The sequence below is a fragment of the Roseovarius litoreus genome (assembly GCF_900142765.1).
GTDB classification, from domain to species: Bacteria; Pseudomonadota; Alphaproteobacteria; order Rhodobacterales; family Rhodobacteraceae; genus Roseovarius; species Roseovarius litoreus.
In genome coordinates, this window is the sequence record NZ_FRCB01000002.1 from 241,430 (window position 1) to 254,881 (window position 13,452).

14 protein-coding genes are annotated in these 13,452 nt (G+C 64.4%); 9 read left to right on the forward strand and 5 right to left on the reverse strand.

All coding sequences use genetic code 11. The features are described 5' to 3' along the window. Positions 1-23 precede the first annotated feature (23 nt). Positions 24-1,499 carry a leucyl aminopeptidase gene (locus F3H35_RS05405; protein ID WP_149778596.1) on the forward strand — a complete coding sequence of 492 codons (1,476 nt, stop codon included), beginning with the start codon at positions 24-26 and terminating at the stop codon, positions 1,497-1,499. Next, positions 1,499-1,957 carry a DNA polymerase III subunit chi gene (locus F3H35_RS05410; protein ID WP_149778597.1) on the forward strand — a complete coding sequence of 153 codons (459 nt, stop codon included), beginning with the start codon at positions 1,499-1,501 and terminating at the stop codon, positions 1,955-1,957. Before F3H35_RS05405 ends, F3H35_RS05410 begins: the two co-directional genes overlap by 1 nt. A gap of 82 nt (positions 1,958-2,039) precedes the next feature. Here F3H35_RS05410 and F3H35_RS05415 read toward each other — a convergent pair whose 3' ends face one another. From F3H35_RS05415 to F3H35_RS05425, 3 genes are all read right to left on the reverse strand, one after another. Next, positions 2,040-2,621, reverse strand: coding sequence for a retropepsin-like aspartic protease family protein (locus tag F3H35_RS05415; protein ID WP_149778598.1), 582 nt, complete (start codon positions 2,619-2,621; stop codon positions 2,040-2,042). A 37-nt stretch (positions 2,622-2,658) separates the two neighbouring features. Then, positions 2,659-3,288, reverse strand: coding sequence for a MarC family protein (locus F3H35_RS05420; protein ID WP_149778599.1), 630 nt, complete (start codon positions 3,286-3,288; stop codon positions 2,659-2,661). A gap of 68 nt (positions 3,289-3,356) precedes the next feature. Continuing rightward, complete coding sequence (locus F3H35_RS05425; RefSeq protein WP_149778600.1) at positions 3,357-5,210, reverse strand: ABC-F family ATP-binding cassette domain-containing protein; 1,854 nt, start codon at positions 5,208-5,210, stop codon at positions 3,357-3,359. Positions 5,211-5,345: 135 nt separating this feature from the next. Between F3H35_RS05425 and ndk the strand changes: the two genes are divergently transcribed. After that, complete coding sequence (gene ndk / locus F3H35_RS05430) at positions 5,346-5,768, forward strand: nucleoside-diphosphate kinase (RefSeq protein ID WP_007815029.1); 423 nt, start codon at positions 5,346-5,348, stop codon at positions 5,766-5,768. A gap of 105 nt (positions 5,769-5,873) precedes the next feature. Here ndk and F3H35_RS19105 read toward each other — a convergent pair whose 3' ends face one another. After that, positions 5,874-5,996 carry a hypothetical protein gene (locus F3H35_RS19105; protein WP_262975121.1) on the reverse strand — a complete coding sequence of 41 codons (123 nt, stop codon included), beginning with the start codon at positions 5,994-5,996 and terminating at the stop codon, positions 5,874-5,876. A 480-nt stretch (positions 5,997-6,476) separates the two neighbouring features. Here F3H35_RS19105 and F3H35_RS05435 point away from each other — a divergent pair, with 480 nt between their 5' ends. Continuing rightward, positions 6,477-7,118, forward strand: coding sequence for a helix-turn-helix domain-containing protein (locus tag F3H35_RS05435; protein ID WP_149778808.1), 642 nt, complete (start codon positions 6,477-6,479; stop codon positions 7,116-7,118). Positions 7,119-7,325: 207 nt separating this feature from the next. Here the strand turns inward: F3H35_RS05435 and F3H35_RS05440 are convergent, their stop codons facing one another. After that, positions 7,326-8,039, reverse strand: coding sequence for a peroxiredoxin (locus tag F3H35_RS05440; protein WP_149778601.1), 714 nt, complete (start codon positions 8,037-8,039; stop codon positions 7,326-7,328). A gap of 275 nt (positions 8,040-8,314) precedes the next feature. On the opposite strand from F3H35_RS05440, the gene F3H35_RS05445 reads away from it, so the two are divergent. The 5 genes from F3H35_RS05445 to glnT all read left to right on the forward strand — a co-directional run bounded on the left by F3H35_RS05445 (position 8,315) and on the right by glnT (position 13,440). Continuing rightward, entirely contained in the window at positions 8,315-9,034 is a 720-nt protein-coding gene (locus F3H35_RS05445) for a response regulator transcription factor (RefSeq protein ID WP_149778602.1), read from the forward strand. A gap of 92 nt (positions 9,035-9,126) precedes the next feature. Then, positions 9,127-10,020, forward strand: coding sequence for a class II glutamine amidotransferase (locus F3H35_RS05450; RefSeq protein ID WP_149778603.1), 894 nt, complete (start codon positions 9,127-9,129; stop codon positions 10,018-10,020). Between the two features lies 1 nt (position 10,021). Then, complete coding sequence (locus F3H35_RS05455; protein WP_007815034.1) at positions 10,022-10,699, forward strand: GltB/FmdC/FwdC-like GXGXG domain-containing protein; 678 nt, start codon at positions 10,022-10,024, stop codon at positions 10,697-10,699. Between the two features lie 11 nt (positions 10,700-10,710). Beyond that, the gene (locus F3H35_RS05460; protein ID WP_149778604.1) at positions 10,711-12,054 is read left to right on the forward strand and encodes an FMN-binding glutamate synthase family protein; all 1,344 of its coding nucleotides are present in this window, start codon (positions 10,711-10,713) and stop codon (positions 12,052-12,054) included. A gap of 69 nt (positions 12,055-12,123) precedes the next feature. Further along, positions 12,124-13,440, forward strand: a complete 1,317-nt coding sequence (gene glnT / locus F3H35_RS05465; protein ID WP_149778605.1) for a type III glutamate--ammonia ligase — start codon at positions 12,124-12,126, stop codon at positions 13,438-13,440. Positions 13,441-13,452: the final 12 nt, after the last annotated feature.

Below are 13,452 nucleotides of genomic sequence, written 5' to 3' on the forward strand. Positions count from 1 at the left end.
AGAGCAAAGACAGGAGCCGACAGATGACGACACCCGTGCGCGTGACCTTCGAAGAGACCGATATCGAGAAAATCGCCGAAGCCGAGGGCCGCGTGGCCGTGATCGTGACACCGGATGGCAAGCTCGATACCGCCGCGCGCCGGGTCAATCGTCTCACCAAGGGAGCGTTGAAGCGGCTGACCGACAGCGACGCCTGGGGCAAGGTGAAGTCGGGCGAGATGCGCACGCTGGCCTGGCCGGTCGGCATGAAGGCCGAGGCGCTGGATGTTCTGTGCCTTGATCGCGGGGCCAAGCAGGCCGAGACACGCCGTGCGGGCGTGGCGCTGGCGCGCGCGAAAGCCGGAAAAGAGCTTCTGGTGCTGGCGGGGTCGGTGCGGCGGCCCGCCGACCTGGCGCTCGGGATGGCGCTGCGCTGCTATCGGTTCACCGAACACAAGACCGACACGGCCAAGGATGTGGAAGGTGCTGTGCGGGTCATGACCGCCAAACCCGATGAGGCCGAAGCGGCCTTCGCGCCTCTGGCCGCTGTCGCCGAAGGGGTGATCTTCGCGCGCGATCTGATCAGTGAGCCTGCGAACCACCTGACAACGACGGAATTCGCCAATCGCATCAAGGATATGGAGAAGCTGGGCCTGAAGGTGACCGTGCTGGAGGAAGAGGCGATGCGCAAGCTGCGCATGGGTGCTCTTTTGTCGGTGGGCCATGGCAGCGCCAGCCCCTCGAAACTGGCCATCATGGAATGGCGCGGGGGTGCGGACAAGGCGGCTCCGCTGGCTCTGGTCGGCAAGGGCGTGGTGTTCGACACCGGCGGTATCAGCCTAAAGCCTGCGGCCGGCATGGAAGACATGACCATGGATATGGGCGGGGCGGGTGTCGTCTGCGGCGCGATGCACGCGATCGCCAAACGCAAGGCCAAGACCAATGTGGTGGGTCTTGTCGGGCTGGTGGAGAACATGCCTTCGGATCGCGCAACGCGCCCCGGCGACGTGATCACGTCGATGAAGGGCGACACGATCGAGGTGATCAACACCGATGCCGAGGGGCGGCTGGTACTGGCCGATGTGCTTTGGTACGCGCAGGAGACGTTCAAACCGGCAGGCATTGTCGATCTGGCCACCCTGACCGGTGCGATGATCATCGCGCTCGGGCATGAAAAGGCAGGCGTGTTTTCGAATGACGACACGCTGTGCAACGCGTTTCTCAAGGCCGCCGAGGCCGAGGATGAAGCGGCCTGGCGCATGCCGCTGGCCCAAGCCTATGACGACATGCTGAAATCCGACATCGCGGATATCAAGAATATCGGTGGACGGCCTGCGGGGTCGATCACGGCGGCCCAGTTCATCCAACGTTTCGTCAAGGACGGCGTGCCGTGGATCCATCTCGATATCGCGGGCGTCACCTCGGTCAAGTCCGAGACGCGCTATGCCCCCAAGGGCGCGTCGGGATGGGGGGTCATGGCGCTCAATCGGCTGGTTGCGGATATGTTCGAGAAGGATTGATGGGGGCGGCCTTTTTCTATCATCTGACCCGGAACCCGCTGGAGACGACGCTTCCCATGCTTTTGGGCAAGGCGCGTCAGGCGGGCTGGCGCGTGATCGTTCGCGGGCATGATGCGGCGCGGATGGAATGGCTGGACGAGAGGCTTTGGCTTGGCCCGGAGGAGGGGTTTTTGCCGCATGGGCTGGCGGGACGACCCCATGAGGCCGATCAGCCGGTGCTGCTGACCGTATCGGACGAGATCCCCAATGGCGCGCTGTGCCTGATGGCGGTGGACGGGGCCGAGGTGGCGCCCGATGAGGTGAGCCGGCTGGAGCGGGTCTGCATCCTGTTCGACGGGCATGACGATGCCGCGCTGCAAAGGGCACGGGGCCAGTGGAAGGCGCTGACATCGGCGGGCTGTTCCGCGCAATACTGGTCCGAGGAGTCGGGCCGGTGGGAGAAAAAGGCCGAAGCCTGAACCCGGTCCGGATCGTCGGAATGCGAGGGGCCAGCCCCTCGCGCTCCCCGGGATATTTGGGGCCAGAAGAAACCAGCGGGTCTCAGCGTGTGAGAACCAGCTTGCCGCCTCCGATTTCGACACTGGAAAAGGTTTGCAGGTAGTCCATGCCGAGCAGTGAATGGTCCATCGCGCCTTCATTGACCACGGCGCGCACGCGGGTGTCGCGGATCGGGCCGATGGCGATGCTGTCAAGGCGCACGGGGGCGGTGCGCACCGTGCCGTTGGCGGTGTTGGCGCGGCCGATATAGGCCAGGGCGGCGGTATCGATCCCGGCACGGGCGGCATCCGATCGGGTGAGCACGATCTGAGAGGCGCCGGTGTCCACGACGAAGCGAACCGGCGTGCCGTTGATCTCGGCAGTGAGGTAGTAATGACCATCCGGCGCGCGGGGCAATTCGATCCGGTTGTCCTGAGCAAGGATCGTCTGGGTGGGGCGCACCGTCTGGCGGATGTCGTCCCAAAGGCCGACGGCGGCGATCACGCCCACGAAGATCAGCCCCCAGACCAGCGCCTGTTGGGTGAGTTTGCCGAAGGAGGCGCGGTTCTGGGCGAAGAACCACATCAGGATCGCGCCGCCGAGCAGCACGAGATAGATCAGCCTGGCATAGTCGAAATCCGTCATGGGGGGGATATAGGCGCGCGCCGGGGCGTTGGAAAGATCACCCGGCCAGTCCGAAACCGCGCAGACCGTCGAGCACGAATTGCACCGCGAGCGCGGCCAGCAGCATCCCCAGCAGCCGGGTGACCACGTTGATGCCCACGCGCCCGAGCGCGCGTTCGAGCAGGCCGGAGGTGAGGAACAGCACGAACACCATCGCGATCACGCTCAGCATGACGCCGCTGACAAGCGCCAGCCCTTCGAGGCCCGGGCGCTGGCCGGCCAGCAGGATCACCGAGGCGATCGCGCCTGGGCCGGCGATCAGCGGAATGGCGAGAGGAAAGATCGAGGGATCGTCGTTGAAATCGTCTTCCTCGGCCTCTTCGGCCTGGCCCTGGCGGCGCTTGCTGCGCCGCTCGAAGAGCATGTCGAGGGCAGTGAGGAACAACAGGATGCCGCCGGCGATGCGGAAGGCGGGCATGGAAATGCCGATGAAGCCCAGCACCTGTTCGCCGAAAGCCGCGAACACGATCAGGATCAGGGCCGATGTCACGCAGGCGCGCAGCGCGATGGCGCGGCGCCGGGCCGGGCTCATGCCTTGGGTCAGCGCCACGAAGAGCGGCGTCATGCCGATCGGATCGATGATCACGAAGAGCGTGACGAAGGCGGTTATGAGAAAAGCGGCGTCCATACGGGTCTTGGTCTAGCCTATCGGGGCGCGTTCGGGAAGATGGGCGCGAGGGCGCGGTGAGCAGGGGGCTATCCGCCGGCCTGTTCCAGACGTTCCAGCGCGGCGATCCACAGGGTTTCGGCGCGCTCGAGCCCGTCGATGACTTCGGCATATTTCTTCTGCCATTCGGCAGCTTCCTGGATGCGGGTGTCGTGATACATGTCGGGATGCGCCAGTTTCCGCGCGATCCGGTCGCGCATGTCGTTCAGCTTTTCCACGCGCTCTTCGCATTTGCGGACCTCGGCACGCAGCGCCAGAAGCGCGTCGCGCGCAGGGCGTTTGGGCGCCGCGGGTTTGGGCGCATCGGAGGGCCGTGGCGGGGCATCGCCCTGCAGCAGCATCGTGCGGTAGCTGTCGAGATCGCCGTCATAGGGCGCCACATGCCCGTTCTTGACCAGCCAGAGCCGGTCCGCCACGAGGCTGAGCAGGTGCATGTCGTGGCTGACAAGGATCACAGCGCCGGTATAGGCGGTCAGCGCCTCGACCAGAGCCTCGCGGCTTTCGATGTCGAGATGGTTGGTCGGCTCGTCGAGGATCAGCATATGCGGCGCGTCGATCGTGGCCAGCATCAGGCTTAGGCGGGCCTTCTGGCCGCCGGAGAGTTTGCCGACCAGCGTGTCGGCCTGTTCGGCGCCGATGCCGAAGCCGCCCAGGCGGGCGCGCAGCTTGGCGGGCGGTTCGGTCGGGCGCAGGCGGCGGATGTGGTCGATCGGTGTCTCATCGAGATGCAGCTCTTCGACCTGATGTTGGGCAAAATAGCCCACACGCAGCTTGGAGGAGGCGTGCACTTGTCCGCTCATAGGATCAAGTTTGCCTGCCAAGAGCTTGGAAAGCGTGGATTTTCCTTCGCCGTTGCGGCCCAGAAGGGCGATGCGGTCATCCTGGTCTATGCGCAGGTCGAGCCGCGACAGCACCGCTTTGCCGTCATAGCCCACCGAGGCGCCGTCAAGCCGCAGGATGGGGGGTGACAAGGCTTCGGGTTCGGGAAAGGTGAAGCGGCGCAGTGCGGCTTCTTGCGGGCGGGTGATGGGCTGCATCCGGGCCAGCGCCTTGATGCGGGCCTGGGCCTGTTTCGCCTTGTCGGCCTTGTAGCGGAACCGATCCACATAGGATTGCAGATGGGCGCGGCGGGCGTCTTGTTTCTTGGCTTCGGATTCCGCCGCGGCAAGACGGGCGGCACGGGTTTCGGCGAAGCGGTCATAGCCGCCCTGATAGAGCGTGAGTTTGCGGTCTTCGAGATGCAGGATCGCGCCGACCGCCCGGTTCAGCAGCCCGCGATCATGGCTGATGACCAGCACGGTATGGGGATAACGCGCCAGATAGGTTTCGAGCCAGAGCGCGCCTTCGAGATCGAGATAGTTCGTCGGCTCGTCGAGGAGCAGCAGGTCAGGGGCGGAAAACAGCACCGCCGCCAGCGCCACGCGCATCCGCCACCCGCCCGAAAAGGCGCTGCAGGGCTGGGCCTGTTCTTCGTCGGTGAAGCCAAGCCCCTTGAGAATCGAGGCGGCACGGGCCTCGGCGGACCAGGCGTCGATATCGGCAAGGCGCATCTGGATCTCGGCGATGCGGGCGCCGTCGGTGGCGGTGTCGGCCTCGGCCAGCAGGGCGGCGCGTTCGGTGTCGGCGGCCAGAACCGTGTCGATGAGCGAGACCGAATTGCCCGGCACCTCCTGCGAGACGCCGCCGATGCGGGCGCGGGAGGGCAGGCTGATCTGACCGGTTTCAAGCGCCAGTTCGCCTCGGATCAGGCGGAACAGCGTGGTTTTGCCCGTGCCATTGCGGCCCACGATGCCGACCTTGTGGCCATCGGGGATCGAGACCGAGGCATGCTCGATCAGGGGGCGGCCGGCGACCGAGTAGGAGATATCGTCGATATGCAGCATGGCTGCGGTGTGACGCAAAGCCCGGCGGGCGTCAATCGCGGCTTTTCAATCGTATGACCCCATGCTATCGGGGCCGCGATATTCAATGGGTGCGGGCAGGGGCTTGCACCCCTTTTCCAGAGGAAAGAGGCTGAAATGGCTGTCGAACGCACGCTGAGCATCATCAAACCCGACGCAACCAACCGGAACCTGACCGGCAAGATCAACGCCAAGTTCGAGGATGCGGGCCTGCGCATCGTTGCGCAGAAGCGCATCCAGTTGACCAAGGCGCAAGCCGGAGAGTTCTATGCCGTGCACAAGGAGCGTCCGTTCTATGACGAGCTGTGCGAATTCATGGCATCGGCACCGGTCGTGGTGCAGGTTCTGGAAGGCGAAGGCGCCATCGCAAAGAACCGTGACGTGATGGGAGCGACCAACCCTGCGGATGCGGCGCCGGGGACGATCCGGGCGGAATTCGCGGAGTCCGTGGGCGAAAACTCGGTTCACGGGTCGGACGCGCCGGAAACCGCGGCGGTCGAGATCGCGTATTTCTTCTCGGGTCTCGAACTGGTCGGGTAAGACCTGCGAGACCTGCGCAGACATTAAAAGAAAGGGCCGTGCCGGTGATCCCGAGCGCGGCCCTGCTTCTGTCGAGCGTCTGATTTTCAGGCTGTCATTCGCCCATCAGATGCTGGCGAAATCCTTGAAAACACTACTGGAAATCGTTTTTCCCGAAGGCGCTTGCGCCGGGGTCGGGGTTTGATTGGCGCTGCCTGCGCGCGCGGTTTGGTTGGGGGTCTGTGCCATTGTCTGCTCCGGTTTGTGAGGCGGGCGAGACGCGTGGCGCGCGTCTGCCGCCGGGGGTTTTCCCCCAAGGGTGGTGGCGAAATGTGGCTGGAATGAGGCGCGGGTCATGCATCCCTGCCGATCATGGCCGTGACGCCACAGCCGAGACCGCCGCAGCGGTGGGCCGGGAGGTGGAGAACACGGGGGTAAGCGACTGAAGTCATAGGGGTTCCGCAAGGTTGCGACGCCCACATATAGGAGTAGCGCCGCGTTACAATGCCGGTTCGCGACAAAATTGCGTCGCACCGGGGTCAATCGGCGGATTTCCGTACAGATCGTACGAAACCTACACGCGATCAGGACGAAATCGGATCCGCCAGCGACAAATTGTGTCCATCCCGTACGCAAACCCGCCAATAGCGGCCTGCGGGCTTGAATTCGGGGACGGGATTTTCCATCCTGAAGCGCCGCCCGGACGCGGTGATCACGACGAGACACGAGATGCCGCAAACCAAGCTGAGCCAGGACCCGCACAAGCTGCGGGAGACGCGAGAGAAGAACCTGGAGACGGCGATCGGGCGCGAGGTGCGCGAGGTGCGCCATGCAAGGGGCATGACCGTGGCCGATCTGGCCGATGCGACGGGCCTGTCGGTGGGGATGCTGTCGAAGATCGAGAACGGCGTCACCTCGCCGTCGCTGACCACGCTGCAGGCCTTGTCGAGCGCGTTGAGCGTTCCGGTCACGGCCTTCTTCCGGCGCTTCGAGGAGCGGCGCGAAGCGGTGCATGTGAAGGCGGGTGAGGCGCTGGAGATCGAGAGGGCCGGCACGCGGGCCGGGCATCAATACAATCTGCTGGGACATCTGGGCGCCAACAATTCGGGTGTGGTGGTGGAGCCGTATCTCATCACGTTGAACGAGGAGTCGGATGTGTTCCCGATCTTCCAGCATGACGGGGTGGAGCTGCTTTATATTCTGGAAGGCGAGGTGGGATACCGGCATGGCGATCAGAGTTTTCACCTGCGTCCCGGTGACAGCCTGTTCTTCGATGCCGACGCGCCGCACGGACCGGATGAATTGATCCGGCTGCCGATTCGGTATCTGTCGGTGATCTCGTATCCGCAGGGCAGAAGCCGGGAGGGCTGAGGCGGGGCGCGGTCCGTCTTTGGTCCGCGCCCCAACCTGCCTATCGCCGGTCCCGTCATGCGAGAGGGCATGCGATGCGGCGATGCCCCGCCCATGATGCCATCTGCCGGGATGAGGCTTGGCCCGGCAGGCAGCGGCGCGACGGATATGGAGGGATGTCGCGGGCGGGGGAGAGGGTGTGCGCCTCAGGCGTGTGAGCGGACCGCTTTAGGGACCCGGATCGACGACGCGCAGATAGGATATGATCCGACGGGAGAGCGCGCCGAATTGGCGAAGCACCTCGGTTTCGCTGCGCTCGTCCGGCACGAGCGCCACATCGCCCGGCATCCAGTCGGCGGGCGTCGCGGCGCCGGTTGCGTCAACCAGTTGCAGCGCCTCGATCACGCGGATCAGTTCCGCGGTGCTGCGGCCGATATGCACGGGATATTCCATCATGACGGCGATGCGCAATTCGGGGGTCAGGATGAAGCTCTTGCGGATCGCGTGGCCGGTGGCTTCCTCGTCGTGGATCATTCCGAACAGCTGACTGAGGGTCAGCATCGGGTCGTGACCGATGGGAAAGCCGATATCGACCTCGAAGATGTCCTCGACATGCTCGTGCCAGAGCCTTTGGTCCTCGATCGGGGAGGCGCTGATGCCCAGATGTTTCACATTGAGCCGTTTCCAGGTCTCGTCATGCGAGGCGAGAGAGGCGATTTCGGTGGTGCAGACCGGGGTCAGGGCCGCGGGATGGCTGAAGAGATGTGTCCAGCTTCCGAGCGCCCAATCGCGAAAGCGCAGCTCGCCCTGGGTGGTGTCGAGGGAAAAATCGGGAAACTTGTCCCCGATCCGGGGCAACCAGCGCACGGTGCGGCGCGCGCTGATAGGCAGTTTGATGAGAGCGTTTCCGGGATCGCGATCTGCAAAGAGCTGGATGGACATAAGGTGTTTCTTTCAATGGCCTGATTTTTCCTTGCTATGGGCGGAAGATGGCTGGTTGGCGGCGGTATTTTTCAAAATTTTGCAAATTGAGAACAATCAAGTTACTCTGCCTTTGGTTGCGGCGCTTGTTTTCGCTGCACCTTTTGCTTTTGGCCCTCCCGATGCGGTGCGGGGGTCGGGGCCGATGCGGTAGAGAGTGATATTTTCCCGAACGCCGAGCTCTGCGCCCGAAAGGGCAGGGGCCGATTCACATCCCAGCCGAAGGGAGGCATGTCATGAGTGACGGCAAGATCATTGTCCTGCACGAAGAAAAAGACCTGCGCGCGGCCATCGAGGCCGACCTGCAGGAAGATGGATATATCGTGTATCAATGTGAGACGATCAAGGCGCTGTCGCAGCATCTTGCCCGGCATGATTTCGATATTCTGCTGCTCGATGCACGGCCGCCGGATGGCGACGGCATCGGCCTTGTGCAGGATGTGCGGCGCAGCTCGGATGTGGGGATCATCCTGCTGGCCTGTGAGGACCACGAGGTGGACACGGTGCTGGGGCTGGAACTGGGTGCGGATGATTACATGACCAAGCCGTTTCGGATGCGCGAGTTGCGCGCCCGGGTGAATGCGCTCAGGCGCCGGAATTCGGGCTTCGCGGCCCTGAGGGGGCGTTCGCAGGATGCGCCGGATACGGCCCGCCAAGAGCTGCATGGGCTGAGGGTGCATGGGCCGTCGCGCAGCGTTCGGCGCATCGACGGGCAAGAGGTGAGGCTGACCACGCTGGAATTCGATGTTCTGGAGGTTCTGTTGGCGCGGCCCGATCAGGTTCTGTCACGCCGGCATATCATGGAGAATATCCGCGGCGGGGATTGGGCGGGCAGCGAGCGCGCGATCGACGGGCTGGTGAGCCGGTTGCGGCGCAAGCTGTTCACCGATGGCAGCGGCGGGAGCAAGATCAAGACGGTACGCGGCAAGGGCTATCTGATGACGAGCGGCGGCTGAGGTGTTATTCCTGTGAGGAATATTAAATTCTTTATATTGAAATAGGCGCGGTTCGGCGCTAGCCTTCCGATTGAAGGATCATGGAGGCGTCGATGTGTGGAATCGTCGGACTGTTTTTGAAGGACAAGTCGCTTGAGCCCAAGCTGGGTGAAATGCTGACGGATATGCTGATTACCATGTCGGATCGCGGGCCGGACAGTGCGGGCATCGCGGTCTATGGCACGGACCGGGATGGCTTTGCCAAGCTGACCGTGCAGGCGGATGACCCGGCACGCTTTGCGGGGCTGGATGATGAGCTGTCGCAAGTGCTGGGCTGCGATGTGACGCTGAGGGCCAAGGACACCCATGCGGTGATCGATCTGCCCGAGGACAAGCTTGCCCCGGCGCGAGAGGCGCTGAAGGAGCTGCGCCCCGAGGCAAGGGTGATGAGCGCGGGCGAGGTGATCGAGATCTACAAGGAGGTGGGTCTGCCGGGGGATGTGGCCAAGCGCTTCGACATCCCGCATCTGCAGGGCACCCATGGCATCGGCCATACCCGGATGGCGACCGAGAGTGCTGTGACCACGCTGGGCGCGCATCCGTTCTCGACCGGGCCGGATCAGTGCCTTGTGCATAACGGGTCGCTGAGCAACCACAACTCGCTGCGGCGCAAGCTGGCGCGCGAGGGTGTGAGGGTCGAGACCGAGAACGACACCGAAGTGGCGGCCGCCTATCTCACATGGAAGATGCAGCAGGGTCATTCGCTGGGCGAGGCGCTGGAATCGGGGCTGGAGGATCTGGACGGGTTCTACACCTTCGTGGTGGGGACCAAGGACGGGTTCGGCGTGTTGCGCGATCCCATCGCCTGCAAGCCCGCCGTGATGGCCGAGACCGATCAATACGTGGCTTTCGGCAGCGAATACCGCGCGCTGGTCAACCTGCCGGGTATCGAAGATGCCCGCGTCTGGGAGCCCGAACCCGCAACCGTCTATTTCTGGAAGCACTGACATGCAGACATTCGATCTTGAAGCTCAAGGGCTGCGCGCCCTGAACGAGACGCTGCAGGCCCAGAGCCAGCAGACCAACGAGACCGCCTGGGAGATCGTCAACCCGCGCGGCAGCCATGCCATCGCCGTGGGGCTGGATGCGCCGATCGAGGTGACGGTCAAGGGTTCGACCGGGTATTACTGCGCGGGCATGAACAAGCAGGCCACGGTCCATGTGAAGGGCAGCGCCGGGCCGGGTGTCGCCGAGAACATGATGAGCGGCACCGTCATCGTCGAGGGCGACGCCAGCCAATATGCCGGGGCCACCGGGCATGGCGGACTTCTGGTCATCAAGGGCAATGCCAGCTCGCGCTGCGGGATCTCGATGAAGGGGATCGACATCGTGGTGCAGGGCAATGTGGGGCATATGTCGGCCTTCATGGCGCAGAAGGGCAATCTTGTGGTCTGCGGCGACGCGGGTGACGCGCTGGGCGATTCGATCTACGAGGCGCGGCTCTTCGTGCGCGGCCAGGTCAAAAGCCTTGGCGCGGATTGCATCGAGAAAGAGATGCGCCCCGAGCACCTCGAGACCTTGCGCGATCTGCTGGAGCGGTCGGGCGTGGATGCCAGGCCCGAGGAGTTCCGCCGCTATGGGTCGGCCCGGCAGCTCTACACCTTCGATATCGACAACGCCTATTGAGGAGACCTGACATGGCCAAGGACGACAAACATGTGCCGCGCACCATGCCGGTCTATTCCAGCACCTTCACACCGGAGGTGAATGCCGAGATCCGCCGTGCGGCGGCCACCGGCATCTATGACATTCGCGGCGGTGGCGCCAAGCGCCGGGTGCCGCATTTCGACGATCTGCTGTTCCTGGGCGCCTCGATGAGCCGCTACCCGCTGGAGGGGTATCGGGAACGCTGTGACACGAACGTGGTTCTGGGGACGCGCTTTGCCAAGAAACCGATCGAGCTTGCGATCCCGATCACCATCGCGGGCATGTCCTTTGGCGCGCTGAGCGCGCAGGCCAAGGAAGCGCTGGGCCGGGGCGCGTCGGCTGCGGGCACATCGACCACCACGGGCGATGGCGGCATGACCCCCGAAGAGCGCGGCCAATCGAAAACGCTGGTCTATCAGTACCTGCCGTCGCGCTACGGGATGAACCCCGACGATCTGCGCAAGGCGGATGCGATCGAAGTGGTCGTGGGGCAGGGCGCCAAGCCCGGCGGCGGCGGCATGCTGCTGGGTCAGAAGATCTCGGACCGGGTGGCGGAAATGCGCGACCTGCCCAAGGGGATCGATCAGCGCAGCGCCTGCCGGCATCCCGACTGGACGGGGCCGGACGATCTTGAGATCAAGATCCTCGAGCTGCGCGAGATCACCAACTGGGAGAAGCCGATCTATGTGAAGGTCGGCGGCGCGCGGCCCTATTTCGACACCACGCTGGCGGTCAAGGCGGGCGCGGATGTGGTCGTGCTGGACGGGATGCAGGGCGGCACGGCGGCGACGCAGGATGTGTTCATCGAGCATGTGGGCCAGCCGACGCTGGCTTGCATCCGCGATGCGGTGCGTGCGCTGCAGGATCTCAACATGCATCGCGAGGTGCAGCTGATCGTGTCGGGCGGCATCCGCTCGGGCGCGGATGTGGCCAAGGCGCTGGCGCTGGGCGCGGATGCGGTCAGCATCGGCACGGCGGCGATGATCGCGATGGGCGACAACGATCCCAAATGGGAGGCCGAATACGAAAAGCTGGGCAGCACGGCGGGCGCCTATGACGACTGGCACGAGGGGCGCGACCCCGCGGGCATCTCGACGCAGGACCCCGAACTGGCCGCGCGGCTCGATCCGGTCGAGGCCGGGCGGCGCTTGCGCAACTATCTCAAGGTGATGGCGCTGGAATGCCAGACGCTGGCGCGGGCCTGCGGCAAGAACCATGTGCAGCATCTCGAGCCCGAGGATCTGGTGGCGCTCACGCTCGAGGCCGCGGCGATGGCGCAGGTGCCCCTGGCGGGAACCAACTGGTGGCCGGGCAAGCCCGGCGCTACATTCTGAGGATCAAGATATAATCGGGGGCGGGTCAACCGCCCCCTTTCATGCCAACAGGGAAAGGAAAAAAGGACCATGACAAAGGATCTGGCCGCCTATGCCGCCGAAAACGGCGTCAAGTATTTCATGATCTCGTTCACCGACCTCTTCGGGGGGCAGCGCGCCAAGCTGGTGCCGGCACAGGCGATCGCCGACATGCAGACCGATGGGGCGGGGTTCGCGGGCTTTGCCACATGGCTCGACATGACGCCGGCGCATCCCGACATGCTGGCGGTGCCCGATCCCGACAGCGTGATCCAGCTGCCCTGGAAGCCCGAGGTGGCCTGGGTCGCGGCCAACCCGATCATGGAAGGCGAGGACGTGGCACAAGCTCCGCGCAACGTGCTGCGGCGGCTGATCGCGGAGGCGGCCGCTGAGGGGATGCATGTCAAGACCGGCGTCGAGGCCGAGTATTTCCTGCTCACCCCCGATGGCAACGCGCTGAGCGATCCCTATGACACGGCCGAAAAGCCCTGCTACGACCAGCAGGCGGTGATGCGCCGCTATGACGTGGTGCGCGAGATCTGCGACTACATGCTGGAGCTGGGCTGGGGCCCCTACCAGAACGACCACGAGGACGCCAATGGCCAGTTCGAGATGAACTGGGAATTCGACGACGTTCTGGTGACCGCCGACCGGCATTCCTTCTTCAAGTTCATGACCAAGTCGATCGCCGAGAAGCACGGCTTCCGCGCCACCTTCATGCCCAAGCCGATCGAGGGGCTGACCGGCAATGGCGCGCATCTGCATATCTCGGTCTGGGATGCGCCGGGGGCGGCGTCGAAGGTCAATGTCTTCGCCGACGACAGCAAGGAGCTGGGCCTGTCGGATCAGGGACGGCACTTCCTTGGCGGGATCATGAAACACGCCACCGGCATGGCGGCGATCACCAACCCCACGGTCAACAGCTACAAGCGGATCAATGCGCCGCGCACCAGTTCGGGGGCGACCTGGGCGCCCAACACGGTGACCTGGACCTCGAACAACCGCACCCATATGGTGCGGGTGCCCGGCCCCGGCCGGTTCGAGCTGCGCCTGCCCGATGGCGCGGCCAACCCCTATCTTCTGCAGGCGGTCACGCTGGCGGCGGGGCTCGACGGGGTGCGCACCAAGGCCGATCCCGGCAAGCGCTACGAGATCGACATGTATGCCGAGGGCCACAAGGTGAAGGGCGCGCCGCGCCTGCCGCTCAACATGCTCGACGCGCTGCGCGCCTATGACAGCGACAAGGTGCTCAAGGCGGCGATGGGCGAGGAGTTCTCGGAAGCCTTCATCAACATGAAGATGAAGGAATGGAATTCCTTCGTGTCGCATTTCAGCCGCTGGGAAAAGGACAACACGCTCGACATCTGATCGGGCGCCGGC